The sequence below is a fragment of the Mycobacterium sp. IDUB_17 genome, from assembly GCF_055419465.1.
Genome location: NZ_JBVAXS010000002.1, coordinates 18,404 through 35,604 on the forward strand (window position 1 = coordinate 18,404; position 17,201 = coordinate 35,604).

The window sequence follows — 17,201 nt, forward strand, 5'->3', positions numbered from 1 at the left end:
TTCCCCTTCGGTCCTCCTTCGAGGGTGTCATCATGCTGACAATCCACACGGACGAATGTCATCGTGCCGACAATGGTGCCACCGGCACAACCGTCGCAGCGCTGCCTTCTCGACGCCGAAGGGTGGTGGCGTTCTGCGCCATGTGCAACGACCCGCGCATCAACGCCGATCTGCGCCGGGGGCTCAAGGGTCAGTGAATGTTCACTCTCCGCCCACGACGCGACGGCCGAGACCGTGGACGGTGTGGCGAAGTTGGCACTCAGGGCTGAACTGACCTGACATCGGTGCGGGGTTGTCGGCGTGCGCGGCCGCGGATGGCATCCAGCGCGAAGGCGCCCGGTCCGGTGAACACCAAAAGCAGGAATCCGAAGCAGTACAGGATCGCGAACTCGCCGCCATTCTGTGGGTCGATCGGCCACAGCGCGTTGGGCTGATGCAGCCAGAAGTAGGCGACGGCCATCTCACCGGAAGCGATCAGCGCGGCGATAGGGATAAACAACCCGACCACGATGAGCAGGCCGGTGACCAGCTCGTTCAGCCCGGCCCACCAGAACGGGAAGTCGCCGACCGCCACCGAAGGGCCGACTGGCCATCCGAACAACTTCACGGTTCCGTTGAGGGTGAACATCAGTCCGAACACGATGCGGAACACACTCAGGACGGCAGGTGAGTAGGCATTCAGGCGGGTTTGCAGGTTCTGGATCATGAGGGCCGCCTTTCTTCCTTCTCAGGACGATCAGCGCGTAGGCGAGCAGCCCATCGGGGGAAGGTACTTCGAGGGAGTCGAGGTTCCGAGGACGACCTTCCTCGTCGGCGGACGCCACCAGATCGTTATGTCAGACGCTTGATCAGAACGTCGTCGAGCGGGGTTCTCAGCAACTGAGGTAAATATCGATCGTCTTCGCCACGACTGTTGTGGCCAAGTCGTTTTTGGCGCCGGGAGCTCCGCTGTCCGTCCTGGAGTACGTGTGGCCGGGCTTTGCCGTACCGACCGTGCATTGGCTCAGCGGAGCGTCACCGACCTTGTGAACGATGACCGCATAGCCCTGTGCCCGCAGTGAATCTATCGTGTCCTGCGCTGTTCCGACGCCGGACGGTGCCGCTGCGGCCGGCGAAGCCAGCCCGAAAGTCGCAGCGACCAGACCGGCGGCTGCAATCGTCGTGAAAGCAACCTTCCTCATCTTCGTGCCTTCCGTCCTGCACGGACAAACCATTCACCCAGTGAGCATGTTCGTCCAAGAATCATCGTTGTCGCCCCGCGCCCAAATTCACCGCTGGATTGACATCAAGCTGACAAACCTGGCGCGCGCCTGTTCCTTCGCTCATCGGCCGGCCCGGCATGTTCGCGTTAGCCGCGCTGCTGTCCTACTAAACGATCAAGTGACTCGCTCGGTTCAACCGTCGCTTCTGTGGTCACGCGTCGACGTCAATGCCCCAGTACGCGACCGGGGTACGCGCAACGGTGCTGCGCGTTCTGTGGCGCGATTGGTTTCAGGCGCATGGGAACGACGCCGCCGACTTTGCGGTGCGCGCCAATGGCCTGGCGAACAGTCGGCGGATCGTGCCGCACGCCGGGGGCAACGGTTCGATCGTGTGGGTGGCGGACGCGCGTTCGTCGGTGGCGGCCACCGTTTCGGTACGCGCTCGGGCGGGTGTTCGTTGTGTGAGAACAGGAAATGATCGACATGTCCGGGGGATACCTGGCCTTCGGGAGCGCGCTGAAGTCGTTGGCCCGCAATATGGCCCCCGCTTCCGGTGCGAAAACTGTGTCATCGCAACATCACTCGGTGTCGATGTTCGCCGGGGCGGCGTTGTCGGCGTTCGCCCGGCGCATGCGTCGAAGTCAATGCCGCGTTGACGCGCTGATCGATCCGACCACCGCGGACCTCTCCAGCATGCCACCGGTGATGATCAAAGTCGGTGCAGACGAATTACTGTTCGCAGACTCGGAATTGGCGACGCAACGGCAGGCCGGTACGCATGCGGTGTGTGGCAGGCCATCGGTTAGATGGGCGACTTCGTCAAAGGCGTGACCGACGCGGCTGCCCGGGTCAGCCGGCTTGACGCTGCAGCGTGACCGAGGCGGTGTTGGCGTCGGCGTGGGTGGCGATGCCGCTGCCCTTCGCCGTCACGGCCAGTGCCGTGCGGTCCCCCCGGAACAGGTCGCGGGAGAACTCGCACGGGGAACCGTTCTGGTCATAGGTGACGCGGGTGATCAGCAGCAGGGCCGCCTTGGGCTTGATGCCCAGCAGGGTGGCTTCACTACTGGTGGCGCTGACCGCTTCGATGCGCTCGTCGGCCCGGCCGGTGACCAAACCGTATCGGGATTCCAGGATTTCGTAGAGCGAGCCGCCCAGCTGCTGGTCGAGCAGACCGGGAAAGGCGTCAGCGGGAAACTGTGCGTGTTCGAGCGAGATGGGGGAGCCGTCGGCCAGTCGGACGCGTTGGATCTCGATGACGTAGTCGCCGGGGCCCAGCCGCAGGGCGGTCTTGGTGGCGTCGTCGGGGGTGGTGATGCGCGTCGAGAGCACCCGCGTGCCGGCGACGTACCCCTGATTGGCCAGGAAGGCAGGTACGCCGACCACGTCGGAGAGGTGGCGCTCGACCTGCCCGTGGCTGATGAAGATGCCACCGGCCCGGCCGATCACCCGGTGCACCAGCCCGGCTTCCTCCAGCGCGGCCAGCACCTGGCGCAGGCTGGAGCGGCTGGTGCCGTAGCGTTCGGCCAGGTCGCGCTCACTGCCGAGCTTGGCGCCCGGGGTGCCCGCGTTGATATCGCCGACGATTCGCCTGCGCAACTCCTCGCTGTGAACTGCCACCCCGGCCCCCTGCCCGTGTATTGGTCCAGCCAATTCTATCCAGGTTGAACTAGAGTTCAGCGATCGCCATGTGAGATTCGGGAAGAATCTGTCCGCCGTCGACGACCAGCGACTGTCCGGTGACGTACGCGGCTTCGTCCGTGGCGAAGAACAGCGCCGCGTTACCGATGTCAGCGACCGATCCGAGTCGGCCGGCAGGCACCGCCGAGGCCATTTGGTCCATGTAGTCCTGGCCCATTTCGACAAGGCCCTCGGTGATGATGTTGCCGGGCAGCACGGCGTTGATGGTGATCTTCTTCGGGGCCAGCTCCATCGCGGCGGTGCGCAGGAAGCCCAGCTGGGCGGCCTTGGACGCGCCGTAGTGCGACCAGCCGGGGTAGCCGGTGATCGGGCCCGTGATCGACGACGTGATGACGACGCGTCCGTGGCCACTGGCGGTCAGCGCCGCGAGTGCGGCCTGCACGATGTACACGGTGCCCTTGAAGTTCACCGCAAGGACCTGGTCGATGTCGTCGGGGGTGAGATCCTCCAGGCGCCCGGACGGGAAGATGCCGGCATTGGCGCAGACGATGTCCAGCCCGCCGTGCCGCTCGACGGCCGCGCTGACAACCTGCCGAGCGTCTTCGGGGCTGGTCACATCCGCGCGAAGGGCGCTGACCCGCCCAGGGGCGTCGGTGAGCGCGGCGACGGCCTCGTCGAGGTCAGCCTGGTTGCGCCCGGTGATGAGGACGTCCACGCCGGCGTTGGCGAAGGTCTGGGCGATGCCGCGGCCGATGCCCTTGCTGCCGCCGGTGACGATGGCCGAGCGGCCCTGAAGCGATGCGAACATTGTTGGGTTCCTTTGAGAGTCAGGTCAGGGTGAGGCCGTTGGAGCGCAGGTAGCGCTCGGCGAGTTCACAGCTACCCGCGGCGTAACTGATGGCCTTGGTGGCCGATTCCCTGGAGTGGCTGTGGCTGCCCATCCAGGCCAGCAGAAGCAGCCTGCGCAGCAGCACGAACGACGCCAGCATGTCCTCGTCCGAGGTGGGCAGGTCGCGTCGCGTGCGGTAGCCGCGCACCCAGGCGTCCTGCCATTCCGGCAGTGCCGGATCATCTTCGATGAACGACACCGCGGTGCCGAAATCATAGAAATACCAACCGAATCCGCAGTCATCGAAGTCGATGACGGTGATCTTGGCAGTTCCCGCCGGATCGGGGTCCACCAGCAGATTGGCCAGCCGCAGGTCAGCGTGGATCAGGCCGTAGACATCGGGGCCGGTGCCGTAGGCGTGCAGCCGATCGTGCAGCAGCGCCTGGGCGCGCTCCAGCACCTGCTGCTCGGCCGTGCCGACGCCTTCGGCATCGTGCCAGCGCCCCCAACGGGGAGCCGCGCCCAAGCTGTGCTCCCAGTCCCATGAGAACCGGCCGAACCCGGCCGGACGCTCCCACCGCTGCGAATGGTCGTGCAGTGCAGCGGTGATCCGGCCCAGCGTATGGAAATCGTCGAGGGTCAGCGTGCCCTCGTCGGGTTCGGCCCCGGCGACCATGCCGAAATGCACGGCGTGGCGGTCGGTTCCGTCGGCGTTGACGGTTACCAGGCGACGTCCGTCCCGGGTGGGCAGCACTGACGGGACCGTGACATCGCTGTCGGCCCGCAGTGCTGCCAGCCAGTCCAGTTCTGACTCGATCTCGTGGGGCTGGTGGTAGTTCTGCCGGTGCACCCGCAGGATGGACTGGGTGCCGGCGTCCTCGACGAGATAGGTGGCATTCTCGGACAGGTTCAGCAACCGCAACGTCGCGTCCGCCCCGATGTCGTACTGGCGTAACGCCAGTTGGGCGACATCGATCTCGTCGGTGATAACCATCAGCGCCTTCTCCTCTTCGCACGAGCGCTCATCAGTGCAATCTTTTCTTCGCGCAGGCGCTCATCAGTGATCCCGTCCTTCAATACCATCGAGCACCGCCGTGATCCGGTCCCGCGCCACGGTCACATCAGCGGTGCTGCCACCGATGTACAGCCTCCCAGCGGCGCCGATCATCTGCACGTCAACCACAGTAAGCCCAGGTGCTGCCCGCTCTGCCTCATTGGCCGCGACCGCGGCGAACAGCGCCGGGGTCATCTCGTACACCAGCAGAGACTGCCCCGGCAGGATCATCGATGCCTGCCGATTGCGGTTCAGGATCACTGCGTGCTGATCGGTGATGTTCTCGATGATGTCGTGGTAGAGCACCCGCGGCCGCAGCTGGTCTGATGCCTTGTTGCCGGTGCCGGCCAGGATCGCCTCGCCGGCCCGCCGCACATCTTCCAGGTTGGCCGAGTGGATCTCGAGAACACCGAATTGGCGTTCCACGTAGAGGATTCCGGGCTGGATGCCGGGGACCTCACGTAGGGCCAGGTCGATCACCCGCTCGATCGCCAAGGCGGGGGACACCTCGACGATCAGCGCGTGCTCACCCTCGTATGGGGGGTAACCCCGGGCCCTGGTCGGCGTTCCGAGGTAGGCGGCGAACTGGCGCTGCAGATCCTCCACCAACAGGTAGACGCGGATCTGGGTGCGAATCCGCGTGCTCTCCTCTGCTTCGGTCGGCATGGCTACTTGCTGGCGACCGCGAAGTGCGCGCCGAGCTCGTTGTGCGGACGCGGGATGACGTGCACGCTCACCAGTTCGCCCACCTGGGACGCGGTCTCGGCGCCGGCCTCGGTGGCGGCCTTGACGGCGCCCACCTCGCCGGTGACGATCACGGCGACCAGACCGTCGCCGACCTGCTGGCGATCGGTGATGGTGACGTTGGCGGCCTTGACCATGGCGTCGGCAGCGGCCAGCGCAGCCACGTAGCCCTTGGTCTCGATCAGTCCGATTGCGTTGCTGGACATAGGTGTTTCTCCTTATTTCTTGGGGTTGGTGTCGGGTTTTGCGTCGATGGATCCGATGATGAGTGCGTCGACCGGCGGTGGGGTGCCGGTGAACCAGCCCGAGGCCACGGAGCCCTGGGCCACGAGGACCCGTTCGCCCACTCCGCTGCCTAGGACGTCGAAGGCGATCAGCTTCGACCCGGTGCCGTCGATCTCGACCTCGAGGAACGCGCCGGGCGGGATGCCGTCGATCCGACGGGTGGACCACACGTTGCCGGTGACAACCGCTGAGATCATTTGCGCTCCTTCTCGATCGTGATGCCCAGGGTGCGGGCCTTCTCCCGGGCCAGCGGGGTGAGCACCGCCTTGCGGCCGAGCACGAGCGTGCCGCCGGCCATGTCGGCGATATGCCGTTCGGTCACCGCGCCGGTTTCGATGCGGTGAATGGCACCACCGCCTGACGACCGGGTCGACCCCGCCAGCCGGAAGCTGAGCCGGCCCGCTTTGAGGTCGGCCCTGGTCTTCGGGCTTTCGAAGAGCCGCAACAGCTTCCGGACGAAACTGTCGAGGTCTCGGTCGTTGCTCAACTGCACGGTCTCGGTGCGGTTCTTGCCGTCGACGGCGCGGGGCCCGGTGGGGTCCACACCGAACTGGTCGGCGACCGTCGGCGGGGCAGGTGGAGCCGGGGCCGGTGGTGGGGGGACAGCCACCGGCCCCGGAGTCTTGGTGGCGGCTCCGACATCCCGGACCGCCTCTCGCACCACGTCGCGCACGAGGGCGCGCAGTTCGTCCCGGTTGATGCTCACGCGGTGGCCCTCGCCAGTGCGTCCTGGGCTGCCTCGGCCGCCGTACGCACGTCGGCTTCGGTACCGGACAGGTAGACGCGGCCCGTGGCGCCGATCATCCGGAAATCGACCACCTTGATGTCCGCGGCTTTCTCGGCTTCGTTGGTGGCAAGGATGGCGTAGGACGCCGGGGCCACCTCGAGCACGAACAGCGATTCACCCGGCAGCACCATCGAACCGATCTTGTTGCGGTTGATCAGGAATGCGTGCTGGTGGTCGACGCTGGAGATGATGCGTGAGGCCAGCACGTTCGGCCGCACGGCGCTTCCGGTATGACCACCGAGCTCATCCAGCGCGGCGTCGGCGGCAGCCTTGACCGCACCGGTCTCACCGTGGAACTCCAGGTAGCCGAATTGCCGCTCTACCACCAGGATTCCAGCCTTGACCTCGGCATGCTTGAGCGCGACATCGGTGACGCCCTCGATGTCGAGGCCGGGTGCCACCTCGATGATCTGGGCGGCCTGGTTGGCACGGGGAAGAGCACCTTTGATCCAGGTGCCCAGATACGACATGGTCTGCGGTTGCAGCCGGTCGATGAAGATGAAGGAACGAAGTTCAGCCACAGCCCTACCTCTTGATCAGTTGTGCGAGTTCTTCGGCGACCAGCGCACGCAGTTCGGCCCGCAGTGCGTCCAGCCCGAGATCCGACGACCGGTTGGCAGTCGGGTACGGCCGGCGGGGCGTGACAGGCGCACCGTGACGGTCATTGGAGGCGCGCGGATACTCCGGCACCGGTCCGGCCGGTGAGTGCCACGGATTGATACCCGCGAAATTGCCCATGGGCACAGCGGAATCGCTGTTGTAGGCGATGCGGGCCCAGTTGATCAGGTTCTGCGGTTGCAGGTTCTCCCCGATCGAGCTGCGCCCGACGAACCCGGTGCCGATGGTCATCGACGGCGCCAGGTTGGTGTCCAGCCCGGAACTGCCGGTGCTGTTGCCCACGTTGACCGACACCCGCAGCACCGGTACCTGAGCGGCGAAATCGGTGATCACCGAGGGATTCTCGCTGTGGATCGCCGCCGAGTGACCGGCCCCGCCGATCCGCACCACCGCCCGGGCGGCGCGGATACCACGCGCGGCGTCGGCCGCGGTGGTCATGCCGAGCACCGGGGACAGCTTCTCGTGGGCCAGCATCTCCTCGGAGATCACGTCGTTGAACGGCGCGATCAGCACCCGGGTCTTGGCGGTGACCCGCAGCCCGGCCTGCCCCGCGATCCAGGCGGCATCGCGGCCCACCACGTCGGTGTTGAGGTGCCCGTCGGTGAACATGTAGGCCCGCAGGCGCCGTGCGCCGTCCTCATCGAGGATGTGCGCGCCGGCGCGGGTCAGTGCACCGTTGAGCTTGCTCGCGATCGCGTCCTCGGCGATCAGGACGGATTCGTTGGTGCACAGCACCGAATTGTCGAACGCCTTGCTGTCCACGATGCGCTTGGCCGCGGCGTTGATGTCCGCGCTGGCTTCGACGAACACCGGGACATTGCCCGGCCCGACACCGAGCGCGGGGTTGCCGGACGAGTACGCCGCACGCACCACGCCGGTGCCCCCGGTCGCCACGATGACATCGGTGCGCTCGTCGGCCATCAGCGCCTGTACCAGCGGGATGGACGGTTCCTCGACCACCTGGACGATGCCGTCGGGTGCGCCGGCCGCCACCGCGGCCTCGGCAAGCAGCCGGGCCGCATCGGCCGAGCATTGCTTGGCCCGCGGGTGCGGGGCGACGACGACGGCGTTGCGGGTCATCAGCGCCAGGATCACCTTGAAGTACACCGTGGCAACGGGATTGGTGGTCGGCGTCAACGCCAGCACCACGCCCGCGGGCCGGGGCAGCTCGATGATCTTGCGGGCCTCGTCGACGCGCGGCGATACATAGTCCTCGCCTCGGTAGTAGTCGACGATCCCGCGTGAGCAGGCCCGGTTCTTGGTGACCTTGTCGGCCACCACGCCCATCCCGGTCTCGGCCACGGCCTCGGCGGCGAACCGTTCGGCTGCCGCGTAGGCGGCGTCGGCCACCGCGTTGACGATGTTGTTCACCGCCGCCGCGTCGTAGTCGGCGTACGCTGCCGCGGCCCAACCGGCCCGTTCCAGCATGTGGCCGGCCTGTGCGGTACTGGTCATGATGCTTTACGTCCTCTCACGACGGTCTCGGCCCTGGCCACCGCGACGGCGAGGCGGTCCAGGACGTCCTCGCAGAGCTCGCGCGAGAGCAGGAGACCCGGTTTGAACTGCAGGACACGGGGATCCAGCGTCGAGAAGATCGCCCACACTCCGTTCTCGTAGAGTTCGCGCATCACGAACTTGGCGCCTTCGGGATGGTCGAACTCCAGACCGATCACCACACCGTTCTGTCGAATGCCCACGAACCAGTCCGGATGGTCGGCCTGGATGCGCTGCAGCCCGTGGTCGAAGATGTCGGCGATGTAGTGCACCATCGAGCGCACTTCAGGGCGGGTAGAGATCTCGAGCGTCTTGAGCGCGGCGACGCAGCCCAGCTCGGCGCCGCCGAAGGTGGAGATGTGGCCGAAGCCGTCCTCATCGAGCCACTTCGCGGCGCGATCGCTGAGCAGGGCCGCGGTGATCGGGTACATGCCACCGGACAGGCCCTTGCCGGTCACCAGGATGTCGGGCTCGATGCCGTGCTTGGTGATGCACCACAGCTCACCGGTGCGCATGAGGCCGGTCTGCACCTCATCGGCGATGTACAGGGTGCCGTGCTTCTCGGTGATGGCCTTGACGGCTTCCAGGTAACCCGGTGCGGGAAGCGGGAATCCGTAGGTGGCCGGGATGGTCTCCATGATCACCGCGGCGACATCGCCGGGGGCCAGCACCCGTTCCATCGCCTCGATGTCGTTGAACGGCACCTGGAGGAACTCGTCGGGCTGGTCGGCCAGGAAGAACTTGGCGAACCGGTCGTCGCCGGTGGCCACGGCCAGGCCGGTGTGGCCGTGGTAGGCCTTGACGATCGAGACGATCTTGCGGCGTTTGGTGGCGTGCCGGGCGCTCTTGAGCGCGATGTCGATCGCCTCACCGCCTCCGGACCCGTACGCCACCTTCGTGATCGACGCCGGTGCGGTCTCGACCAGGCGCTGTGCCAGGGCGGTGCGGGCCACCGACGGGAAGTGGTGGTTGCCGACGTCGAAATGCTCCATGCCCTCGGTGATCGCCTGCATCACTTCGGGATTGCGGTGCCCGAGGTTGTAGGTGCCACCGTTGAGGTGCAGATCGATCAGGCGGCGGCCGCCCATATCCCACAGGAAATATCCCTCGCGGCGGTCGATCACCAGATCGACACCGGTATCAGTCCAGAACTGTGTCTTGTCTGGATTCCAGAACGTCTTCGCCTTATCCAGCACTTCGGCTTTGGATTCGAACGTGAACGTGCCGTAGTCGTACATGCGGCTCCCTCTTCAGCTATGCGGTAGCTGTGATGGCCCTCACCGTAAACGGTCGCAACCATTTATGTCAATGGTTGCCGATAACGCTTGCCAACCGGTTTTGGTCGTGCCAATATGCCTTAGGTTCGCACTGTGGCCCAGGCCACATCGAACATCCACTGTTACCTGGAAGGTATCCCGCTAGATGACCGATCAAGTTGTCGCTCAGAGCGAAACTGCAGCTCAAGATGTCCAACGACTGAAACGCAACGCCGTCGGCACCGTCGGCGTGATCTTCATGGCGGTAGCGACTGCCGCACCGATCACCGCAATGGTCGGCAACGTTCCGATCGCTGTCGGCTTCGGAAATGGTTCTCACGCGCCCGCCGGCTACATCGTGGCGACCATCGTCCTCGGCCTCTTCGCCGTGGGCTACGCGACCATGGCCAAGCACATCACCACCACCGGCGCCTTCTACGGCTACATCTCCCACGGCCTCGGCCGCATCGTCGGGATGGCCAGCGGTGGACTGATCACCATGGCCTATGTGGTGTTCGAGGCCTCGCTGATCGGGATCTTCTCGTTCTTCTTCCAGAACTTCATGCAATCCCAGCTGGGCGTCCATATTCACTGGATAATCCCGGCGCTGCTGATGCTGGCGGTCAACGCGATCCTGACCTACTTCGACGTCAACCTGACCGCCAAGGTGCTCGGCGTGTTCCTGGTGACCGAGATCGTCATGCTGGCGCTCGGTGCGGTGGCGGTGCTGTTCAAGGGCGGCGGTCCACAGGGTTTCGCGGCGGCCGAGATCGTCAACCCCATCGGTGCGTTCTCGCCCGCTGCTGGAATCGCCGGTGCCAGTGCAGGTTTGGGTCTGTTCTTCGCTTTCTGGTCGTGGGTCGGGTTCGAATCGACCGCCATGTACGGCGAGGAGTCGCGTAACCCGAAGAAGATCATCCCCCGGGCCACGATGCTGAGTGTCGTCGGCGTCGGCCTGTTCTACGTCTTCGTGTCCTGGATGGCCATCGCGGGCACCGGCCCGGAGCGGGCCGTGGAACTCGCGCAGGATTCCTCGACGTCCTCCGAGATCTTCTTCGGCCCGGTGCGCGATGCCTATGGCGAGTGGGCGATCACGGTGTTCAACGTGCTGCTGGTCAGCGGGTCATTCGCCTGCGGGATGGCGTTCCACAACTGCGCCTCGCGGTATCTGTACGCACTCGGACGTGAAGGTCTGTCCAAGAACCTGCAGAAGACCTTGGGCGCCACGCATCCCACCCACGGTTCGCCGCACATCGCTTCGTTCGTGCAGAGCGGCATCACGTTGGTGATTATCCTGTCCTTCTTGTTCGCCGGCATGGACCCCTATGTGCACATGTACACGCTGCTGGCGATCCTGGGCACGATGGCGATCCTGATCGTGCAGTCGCTGTGCGCCTTCTCGGTAATCAGCTACTTCCACATCCGCAAGAACCACCCGGTGTCCAAGCACTGGTTCAAGACGCTGGTCGCCCCCGGTCTCGGCGGGATCGGCATGCTCTACGTCGTGTACCTGCTGTGGGAGCACAAAGATGCAGCCGCCGGGACGGCTTCCGGCGCGCTGCTGTTCAAGCTGACGCCGTGGATCGTGGTGGGAATCTTCGTCCTGGGCGCGGGCATGGCCACCTACTTCAAGCTGCGCGATCCGCGCCGCTACGAGTTGATCGGACGGATCGTGTTCGAGGACAACGTTGTCCGCGACTGAAGCTGTTCGAGGCGCACGTCATCCGCGACTGATCAGCGACCAGGCCGGTAGATGGACTCCTTCGAACGCGTGCTCTTGAAGTTCGTCCTCGCGTGGGCTCCCTATGGGGGTCCGCGCGAGGACGACGTCTGGCTGGAGTTCGGCATGACCGCCGAGCAGTTGTGTGTTCGGTTCGCCAGGATCGTCTCGGGTCTGGTCCCCAGGGCCAAGGGCCTGTCGGTCGCCGACCGCTGCCTGTTGGAACGCGCCTGCCGGTATCTGCGTCACCAGCGTGAATCAGCCAAACGCGGCGCGTAGATTCGCACACTGGCTGGCCATGAAGGCTTGGGCCACCGGTGTTTTCGCCGCGATCTGGTCAAACCCGTGGAACGCCCCGTACACCTCTTCCACCTGGCATTGGACCCCGGCGGCGCGCAGGCGTTCGGCGTAGGCCATGTCCTCGTCGTGGAAAAGGTCCAGGGTTCCGACGCCGATCCAGGCCGGCGGAAGCCCGGCGAGATCGACGCGGCGGCCCGGCACGGCGACGGCCGGATCGGCTCCGCCGAGGTAGGCCGACCAGCCGAACTTGTTGCTGCCCTGGGTCCACAGCCGGTGGCCGGGATTCTCCAACTCCGGGCCCACCGACCTGTCGTCGAGCATCGGGTAGACGAGTATCTGTGCGGCCAGCGATACCTCGCCGCGATCGCGGGCAAGCAGGGCGAGGGCGGCGGCCAACCCACCGCCTGCGCTGGCACCGGCGACCGCGACCCGTGACGAATCGACTGCGGGCAGTGCCGCGAGCCATTTCAGCGCCTCGTAGCAGTCCTCCAACCCGGCCGGGTACGGGTTCTGTGGCGCCAGTCGGTACTTGACGGCCGCCACGGTGGCGCCGAGTTCCTTGGCGAAGCGGCGGCACAGGGCATCGTCCTGCGCCGGGCTGCCCAGCACGTAGCCGCCACCGTGGATCCACAACAGGGCCGGCGTCGGTTCGGCCACCCCGGTCGGCCGGAACAGGCGCACCCCGACACCGGAGCTCAACGTGAGCACCTCGACGTCCTCGGGAGTCTGCCGGTTCTGCAACGCCGTCAGACGCTGCAGCAGCGGCAGGGAACGCCTGGTCACCAGCTGACGCGGGATGAAGCGGGCGATGCGTTCGAGGTCCGGATGGAAGCTGGGCGGGGTGGCGGTCGTCACCCCCACAGTTCTACCCGGTGATCTCGGTGGTGTGGAAAAAACCGCCAGACCGCTGGTAAGGACGTCGACATTGCCTGGCACTGACGTCGTGAAGGGTCACGACGGGCAATTCGATGTCGCCGTGCCGGTTCGTCAGGACTTGTTGAACACGATGAACAACGCGGCGATCAGGTCCTCGCGGGTCACGATGTAGTTGGTGAGGATCAACTCCTCGGGCAGATTTGTCTTGTCGTAGTCGCCGTCATAACGGGCTCGCAGCACCGTTACCCCGGACCGCTCCACCACCTCGATGGCCTGCATGGTGACTCGATCACCGACGATCTCGTCGCGCACCCAGGTGCGGATGGCGTCTGGAGTGGCGAACTCGCGCTGGTTGTCGTGGACCAGCGCGTCAGGAGTGAGAGCGGCCAGGACCGCTTCGACATCGAAGGCATTGACGGCGTCGACGTAACGGCGCGCTGCGGCGGGCATTTCACCCATCTGTTCAATGGACATGCCGACAGCATCGACCTGTCGGTAAGCGGAGGGTCAAGGCCGACACCGAACCTTGAGTCTCCCCCTGGGGGAGCCTTCACACTGACCTCATGACGATCGATCTGTCCATCGGAGATTTCTCCCGAATGACGCAGCTGTCGGTCAAGACGCTGCGGCACTATCACGAGGTCGGCCTGCTCGAGCCGGACCGTATCGATTCGAGTACCGGGTACCGGTACTACGTCGCCGACCAGGTGCCGACGGCGCAGGTGGTGCGCCGCCTCCGTCAGCTGGGCATGCCCATTGCCGATGTGCGAGCGGTGCTGGCGTCCGCCCCCGCCGACCGCAACAGGCTGATCAGCGGTCACCTGCAAAGGTTGGAGGGCCAACTCGCCGAGACCCGCAGCGCCGTCGAATCCCTGCGCGCGATCCTCGAACGTCCCGGGGGGAATTCAGCAGCTGTGGCTATCGAGCACATCAGTGTCGCGGCGACCTCGGCCGCCGCGATCACCGCGACCGTCGACCGCGACGATCTGTTGCCTTGGTGGCATGGCGCCATGGGTGAACTACGGGCGACGGTCGCCGCAAATGCGAACTCGGGGGCTGCCGGTGCGCCCGCGGCTCTGTTCGACTTCGACATCTTCGCCCACGATCACGGAACCGCAACGGTGTTCATTCCTGTCGAACGCGGTGTGCGGCCGGCCGGGCGCGTGCAGGACGTCGTCATCCCGGCGGCCGAGCTCGCGGTCATGCGTCACCGCGGATCGCATGACGACGTCGACCTGGCCTACAGCGCTCTGGGCGAGTATGCGAACCGCCACGAAATCAGTGTCGAGGGCCCGCTGCGTGAGTACTACGAGCGATTCGCTTGGGACACGGACGATTCCACGGAATGGCTGACCACATTGTGCTGGCCGGTGTTTCGGGCCGACGCATGAGCACGTTGCAGGGGCGGCGCGCGGTGGTCACCGGCGGCACCAAGGGTGCCGGTGCGGCGATCGTCGCCCGGCTGCAGGCTGCCGGTGCGCACGTGACCGCAGTGGCGCGTCACCGCGGTGATGGCGTCCTGACGGCACATGATTTCGTCGCCGCGGACCTCACCTCGGTGACCGATGTCGCCGATCTGGCTTCTCATATTCGCCGGAATGGCGGTGCCCAGATCCTGGTACACACAGCGGGCGGCTCGGGGGCGCCACCAGGAGGTTTCGCGGCGCTATGCGATCAGGACTGGGCCGACGAGCTCAACCTGAACCTGTTGGCGGCGGTTCGGCTCGACCGGGCACTGCTGCCGATGATGATCGAAGCCGCCTCGGGCGCGGTGGTGCATATCGGGTCGATTCAGAGTCGGATGCCGCTGTATGACGGCACCCTGGGGTATGCCGCGGCAAAGGCTGCCCTACGGGCCTATAGCAAGGGGCTGGCCAATGAGTTGGCGCCCAAGGGTATCCGGGTCAACACCGTATCCCCGGGCTTCATTGAGACCACGGCAGCCGAGGCGTTGATCGATCGCATCGCCGCAGCCGCCGACGGATCCCGCGAGGAGGCACTCGAATCGTTGATGTCCGCGCTCGGCGGTATCCCGCTGGGGAGGCCGGCCCAGCCTGCCGAAGTCGCCGAGGTGGTCGGGTTCCTGGTGTCCGACGCCGCATCCTCGATCGTGGGTGCCGACGTGGTGGTCGACGGCGGTACCGTGCCGACGGTGTAGGCCTGCGGCTACTTCAGCAGCGGATCGCGGGGCAGGCCCAGGATGCGCTCGGCAATGGTGTTGCGGGTGATCTCGGACGTTCCACCGGCGATTGTCATGGCCCGGTTACCGAGATATGCGCGAGTCAGTTTCGGCGTCTCGCCGGTCACCCCGGCCGTGCCGACCAGGTCCATGCCCAGTTCGGTCAGATGCTGGGAATGCTCGGCCACCAGCAGCTTGGTGACGTTGCCCTCGGGTCCGGGCTCGGTCCCGGCGATGGCCCGGCCGACCCGGCGCAGATTCAGCAGCCGGAGGGTGTGGCCGACCGCGATCACCTCACCGGCGCGGCGTACGTAGCGGGCCCCGTCGGGATCCGCGTCGATCAGGGCCACCAGCTCGTCGGCGTCGAATCCGGTCGGCGCCGCCGAACCGCCGCCGATCGAGATGCGCTCGTTGCCGAGGGTGGCCCGTGCCACCAGCCAACCCCGGTTCACGTCGCCGACCACATCGGTGTCCGGAACGAAGACATCGTCGAAGAACACCTCGTTGAAGTGTGCGTCACCGGTCAGGCCGCGCAACGGATTCACCGTCACCCCAGGGGATTTCATATCGATTGCCATCATGGTGACACCGGCGTGCTTGGGCGCCTCGGGATCTGTGCGCACCGTGGCCAGGCCCCACTGGCAATGCTGAGCGAGGCTGGTCCACACCTTCTGCCCGGTGACCCGCCAGCCGCCGTCGACCTTCTTGGCTGCGGTGCGCACCGCAGCGGCGTCCGAACCCGCGCCCGGCTCGGAGAACAGCTGGCACCACATGACCTGCCCGCGCAACACGGGCTCCACCCAGCGCTCGCGCTGATCGTCGGTACCGGCCTGGGCGATGGTCAGGGTCACCCAGCCGGTGATGCCCATGTCCGCCCGTTCGACGTCGGTGAATTCCTCTTCGATCACCAACTGTTCCAACACATTCGCGGCCCGGCCCCACGGCTTGGGCCAGTGCGGCACCAGGTAGCCGGAGTCCACCAGGTAGTCGCGGCGTTTGTCCTCGGGCAGGGCGCGGACGGCGGCCGCGGCGTCGCGGGCGTCTTGCCGGTACTGCTCGGCCTCTTCCGGTAGCGCGAACGACGCCCCGTGTGCCTGCCCGCTGCGTTGCCCGTCGACGACGTCGACCAGGGGATCGGCACCGTCACCGAGTACCGCGGCCAGCGTGCGGGCGCGGCGCAGATAGAGGTGTGCGTCGTGCTCCCAGGTGAACGCGATTCCGCCGTGGAGCTGAACGTTGGTCTGCGCACAGAAGATCTGGGCCCGGATGGCGTGGGCCGCAGCCACCGCGGCGGCGAACCAGGCGCCGTCGAGGTTGTCTGCGCGGGCGGCGTCCCAGACCGCCGCGGTGGTCTGTTCGGCGTCGACGAGCATGTTGGCCGCGTGGTGCTTGACGGCCTGGAAGGTGCCGATGGTGCGCCCGAACTGCTCGCGCACCTTCGCGTATTCGACGGCCATGTCGAGCGCCGCCCAGGAAACCCCGACCGCTTCCGCGGAACCGAGGATGCGGAACACCGTCCGGGCGGCCCGCGCGGCACCACGCAGGATCCGGCTTTCGTCGACGGCCACCGCCCGTAGGTCCACCGCGCCGATGCTGCGGGTGGTGTCGAGGGAATCCTCTGCGGTGACGGTGATTCCGTCGGCGGTGGCATCCAGGACGATGATGTCGTCACCGGCGGCCAGCACGAGTACCTGGGCGTCGGGAGCGCCCAGTACGGCGCGCGCCTGCCCGCCGAGAAGTCCGTCGGCGCCGACGCCCACCGAGCCGGCGAGCCCCAGGGCTGCCACGGTGGCCCCGCTGGCCAGGCCCGGAAGTAGTTCGGCCCGAACGGTATCCGGGGCGTAGCGGTCGATGACCACGGAGGCCGACACGGTCGGCAGGAACGGGCCCGGGGACAGTTCTCGGCCGGCGACCTCGGCAACCACCGCAAGTTCGGGCAGGCCGAAGCCGGAACCGCCGTATTCCTCGGAGATGGCCAGCCCGTTCCAGCCGAGTTCGGCGCCGGCAGACCAGATCTCATCGGGATAGGTGCCGGCGTTCTCAAGCGTGGCGCGGGCGGCTGCGCGGCTGTCGAGCCGGTTCAGCTGGCCCAACGCCGCGTCGGCGAGGTCCTGGTGCTCTTCGGTGATGGCCAGCGCAGACTTAGTCATGTTTAGCGAAGCTAACGGGGGTGCCACGGGTACGTCGACGTGATGCAGGTCACATTTGAACGGCGGGGT

General features: G+C 66.3%; 20 protein-coding genes. 6 read left to right on the forward strand and 14 right to left on the reverse strand.

Features of this window, described 5'->3' with window-relative positions; all coding sequences use genetic code 11:
- The first annotated feature begins 32 nt into the window (after window positions 1-32).
- Window positions 33-197, forward strand: a complete 165-nt coding sequence (locus tag ACZYZ7_RS07260) for a hypothetical protein (protein ID WP_463740571.1) — start codon at window positions 33-35, stop codon at window positions 195-197.
- Between the two features lie 62 nt (window positions 198-259).
- Here ACZYZ7_RS07260 and ACZYZ7_RS07265 read toward each other — a convergent pair whose 3' ends face one another.
- Window positions 260-706, reverse strand: coding sequence for a DoxX family protein (locus ACZYZ7_RS07265; RefSeq protein ID WP_135451535.1), 447 nt, complete (start codon window positions 704-706; stop codon window positions 260-262).
- A 970-nt stretch (window positions 707-1,676) separates the two neighbouring features.
- On the opposite strand from ACZYZ7_RS07265, the gene ACZYZ7_RS07270 reads away from it, so the two are divergent.
- Window positions 1,677-2,033 (forward strand): hypothetical protein, encoded by a 357-nt coding sequence (locus ACZYZ7_RS07270; protein ID WP_463740572.1) that lies wholly within the window; start codon window positions 1,677-1,679, stop codon window positions 2,031-2,033.
- 18 nt (window positions 2,034-2,051) lie between these two features.
- Here the strand turns inward: ACZYZ7_RS07270 and ACZYZ7_RS07275 are convergent, their stop codons facing one another.
- The 10 genes from ACZYZ7_RS07275 to ACZYZ7_RS07320 all read right to left on the reverse strand — a co-directional run bounded on the left by ACZYZ7_RS07275 (window position 2,052) and on the right by ACZYZ7_RS07320 (window position 9,889).
- Window positions 2,052-2,819 carry a GntR family transcriptional regulator gene (locus ACZYZ7_RS07275; RefSeq protein WP_135451537.1) on the reverse strand — a complete coding sequence of 256 codons (768 nt, stop codon included), beginning with the start codon at window positions 2,817-2,819 and terminating at the stop codon, window positions 2,052-2,054.
- Between the two features lie 49 nt (window positions 2,820-2,868).
- Window positions 2,869-3,648 (reverse strand): 3-oxoacyl-ACP reductase FabG, encoded by a 780-nt coding sequence (fabG, locus tag ACZYZ7_RS07280; protein WP_135451538.1) that lies wholly within the window; start codon window positions 3,646-3,648, stop codon window positions 2,869-2,871.
- Between the two features lie 19 nt (window positions 3,649-3,667).
- Window positions 3,668-4,663, reverse strand: coding sequence for a phosphotransferase enzyme family protein (locus tag ACZYZ7_RS07285; protein WP_450069723.1), 996 nt, complete (start codon window positions 4,661-4,663; stop codon window positions 3,668-3,670).
- 63 nt (window positions 4,664-4,726) lie between these two features.
- Window positions 4,727-5,389, reverse strand: a complete 663-nt coding sequence (locus tag ACZYZ7_RS07290) for a microcompartment protein (RefSeq protein ID WP_135451540.1) — start codon at window positions 5,387-5,389, stop codon at window positions 4,727-4,729.
- Between the two features lie 2 nt (window positions 5,390-5,391).
- Window positions 5,392-5,673: a BMC domain-containing protein gene (locus ACZYZ7_RS07295; RefSeq protein WP_044514625.1), complete on the reverse strand. Its 282-nt coding sequence runs from the start codon at window positions 5,671-5,673 to the stop codon at window positions 5,392-5,394.
- Window positions 5,674-5,685: 12 nt separating this feature from the next.
- Complete coding sequence (locus ACZYZ7_RS07300; protein WP_064933758.1) at window positions 5,686-5,949, reverse strand: EutN/CcmL family microcompartment protein; 264 nt, start codon at window positions 5,947-5,949, stop codon at window positions 5,686-5,688.
- A complete protein-coding gene (locus ACZYZ7_RS07305) occupies window positions 5,946-6,458 on the reverse strand; it encodes a hypothetical protein (protein ID WP_064933760.1) in 513 nt (170 codons plus the stop codon). The genes ACZYZ7_RS07300 and ACZYZ7_RS07305 overlap by 4 nt, the downstream gene beginning before the upstream one ends.
- Window positions 6,455-7,060, reverse strand: coding sequence for a BMC domain-containing protein (locus ACZYZ7_RS07310; protein ID WP_064933762.1), 606 nt, complete (start codon window positions 7,058-7,060; stop codon window positions 6,455-6,457). The genes ACZYZ7_RS07305 and ACZYZ7_RS07310 overlap by 4 nt, the downstream gene beginning before the upstream one ends.
- 4 nt (window positions 7,061-7,064) lie before the next feature.
- Entirely contained in the window at window positions 7,065-8,612 is a 1,548-nt protein-coding gene (locus ACZYZ7_RS07315) for an aldehyde dehydrogenase family protein (protein WP_135451541.1), read from the reverse strand.
- A complete protein-coding gene (locus ACZYZ7_RS07320) occupies window positions 8,609-9,889 on the reverse strand; it encodes a class-III pyridoxal-phosphate-dependent aminotransferase (protein ID WP_065505053.1) in 1,281 nt (426 codons plus the stop codon). The genes ACZYZ7_RS07315 and ACZYZ7_RS07320 overlap by 4 nt, the downstream gene beginning before the upstream one ends.
- Window positions 9,890-10,073: 184 nt before the next feature.
- On the opposite strand from ACZYZ7_RS07320, the gene ACZYZ7_RS07325 reads away from it, so the two are divergent.
- Both ACZYZ7_RS07325 and ACZYZ7_RS07330 read left to right on the forward strand, forming a co-directional pair.
- Window positions 10,074-11,609, forward strand: a complete 1,536-nt coding sequence (locus ACZYZ7_RS07325; protein WP_135451542.1) for an APC family permease — start codon at window positions 10,074-10,076, stop codon at window positions 11,607-11,609.
- A gap of 51 nt (window positions 11,610-11,660) precedes the next feature.
- The gene (locus tag ACZYZ7_RS07330; RefSeq protein WP_135451543.1) at window positions 11,661-11,906 is read left to right on the forward strand and encodes a hypothetical protein; all 246 of its coding nucleotides are present in this window, start codon (window positions 11,661-11,663) and stop codon (window positions 11,904-11,906) included.
- Here ACZYZ7_RS07330 and ACZYZ7_RS07335 read toward each other — a convergent pair.
- Both ACZYZ7_RS07335 and ACZYZ7_RS07340 read right to left on the reverse strand, forming a co-directional pair.
- Window positions 11,886-12,782: an alpha/beta hydrolase gene (locus tag ACZYZ7_RS07335; protein WP_463740573.1), complete on the reverse strand. Its 897-nt coding sequence runs from the start codon at window positions 12,780-12,782 to the stop codon at window positions 11,886-11,888. The two genes, ACZYZ7_RS07330 and ACZYZ7_RS07335, sit on opposite strands and share 21 nt — an antisense overlap.
- A gap of 132 nt (window positions 12,783-12,914) precedes the next feature.
- Window positions 12,915-13,277: a nuclear transport factor 2 family protein gene (locus ACZYZ7_RS07340; protein WP_463740574.1), complete on the reverse strand. Its 363-nt coding sequence runs from the start codon at window positions 13,275-13,277 to the stop codon at window positions 12,915-12,917.
- Between the two features lie 89 nt (window positions 13,278-13,366).
- On the opposite strand from ACZYZ7_RS07340, the gene ACZYZ7_RS07345 reads away from it, so the two are divergent.
- Window positions 13,367-14,194: a MerR family transcriptional regulator gene (locus ACZYZ7_RS07345; RefSeq protein WP_450069720.1), complete on the forward strand. Its 828-nt coding sequence runs from the start codon at window positions 13,367-13,369 to the stop codon at window positions 14,192-14,194.
- Complete coding sequence (locus ACZYZ7_RS07350) at window positions 14,149-14,961, forward strand: SDR family oxidoreductase (RefSeq protein WP_463740575.1); 813 nt, start codon at window positions 14,149-14,151, stop codon at window positions 14,959-14,961. The genes ACZYZ7_RS07345 and ACZYZ7_RS07350 overlap by 46 nt, the downstream gene beginning before the upstream one ends.
- 8 nt (window positions 14,962-14,969) lie before the next feature.
- On the opposite strand, the gene ACZYZ7_RS07355 is transcribed toward ACZYZ7_RS07350, so the two are convergent.
- On the reverse strand, window positions 14,970-17,132 hold the full coding sequence (locus ACZYZ7_RS07355) for an acyl-CoA dehydrogenase (RefSeq protein WP_463740576.1): 2,163 nt from the start codon (window positions 17,130-17,132) through the stop codon (window positions 14,970-14,972).
- Between the last annotated feature and the right edge of the window lie 69 nt (window positions 17,133-17,201).

What these genes read in the sequence shown, in the direction of transcription:
- ACZYZ7_RS07260 (WP_463740571.1), top strand. Translation starts at nt 33, where the DNA reads ATGCTGACAATCCACACGGACGAATGTCATCGTGCCGACAATGGTGCC.
- ACZYZ7_RS07265 (WP_135451535.1), bottom strand. Translation starts at nt 706, where the DNA reads ATGATCCAGAACCTGCAAACCCGCCTGAATGCCTACTCACCTGCCGTC.
- ACZYZ7_RS07270 (WP_463740572.1), top strand. Translation starts at nt 1,677, where the DNA reads ATGATCGACATGTCCGGGGGATACCTGGCCTTCGGGAGCGCGCTGAAG.
- fabG (WP_135451538.1), bottom strand. Translation starts at nt 3,648, where the DNA reads ATGTTCGCATCGCTTCAGGGCCGCTCGGCCATCGTCACCGGCGGCAGC.
- ACZYZ7_RS07285 (WP_450069723.1), bottom strand. Translation starts at nt 4,663, where the DNA reads ATGGTTATCACCGACGAGATCGATGTCGCCCAACTGGCGTTACGCCAG.
- ACZYZ7_RS07290 (WP_135451540.1), bottom strand. Translation starts at nt 5,389, where the DNA reads ATGCCGACCGAAGCAGAGGAGAGCACGCGGATTCGCACCCAGATCCGC.
- ACZYZ7_RS07295 (WP_044514625.1), bottom strand. Translation starts at nt 5,673, where the DNA reads ATGTCCAGCAACGCAATCGGACTGATCGAGACCAAGGGCTACGTGGCT.
- ACZYZ7_RS07300 (WP_064933758.1), bottom strand. Translation starts at nt 5,949, where the DNA reads ATGATCTCAGCGGTTGTCACCGGCAACGTGTGGTCCACCCGTCGGATC.
- ACZYZ7_RS07315 (WP_135451541.1), bottom strand. Translation starts at nt 8,612, where the DNA reads ATGACCAGTACCGCACAGGCCGGCCACATGCTGGAACGGGCCGGTTGG.
- ACZYZ7_RS07320 (WP_065505053.1), bottom strand. Translation starts at nt 9,889, where the DNA reads ATGTACGACTACGGCACGTTCACGTTCGAATCCAAAGCCGAAGTGCTG.
- ACZYZ7_RS07325 (WP_135451542.1), top strand. Translation starts at nt 10,074, where the DNA reads ATGACCGATCAAGTTGTCGCTCAGAGCGAAACTGCAGCTCAAGATGTC.
- ACZYZ7_RS07330 (WP_135451543.1), top strand. Translation starts at nt 11,661, where the DNA reads ATGGACTCCTTCGAACGCGTGCTCTTGAAGTTCGTCCTCGCGTGGGCT.
- ACZYZ7_RS07340 (WP_463740574.1), bottom strand. Translation starts at nt 13,277, where the DNA reads ATGTCCATTGAACAGATGGGTGAAATGCCCGCCGCAGCGCGCCGTTAC.
- ACZYZ7_RS07345 (WP_450069720.1), top strand. Translation starts at nt 13,367, where the DNA reads ATGACGATCGATCTGTCCATCGGAGATTTCTCCCGAATGACGCAGCTG.
- ACZYZ7_RS07350 (WP_463740575.1), top strand. Translation starts at nt 14,149, where the DNA reads ATGGCTGACCACATTGTGCTGGCCGGTGTTTCGGGCCGACGCATGAGC.
- ACZYZ7_RS07355 (WP_463740576.1), bottom strand. Translation starts at nt 17,132, where the DNA reads ATGACTAAGTCTGCGCTGGCCATCACCGAAGAGCACCAGGACCTCGCC.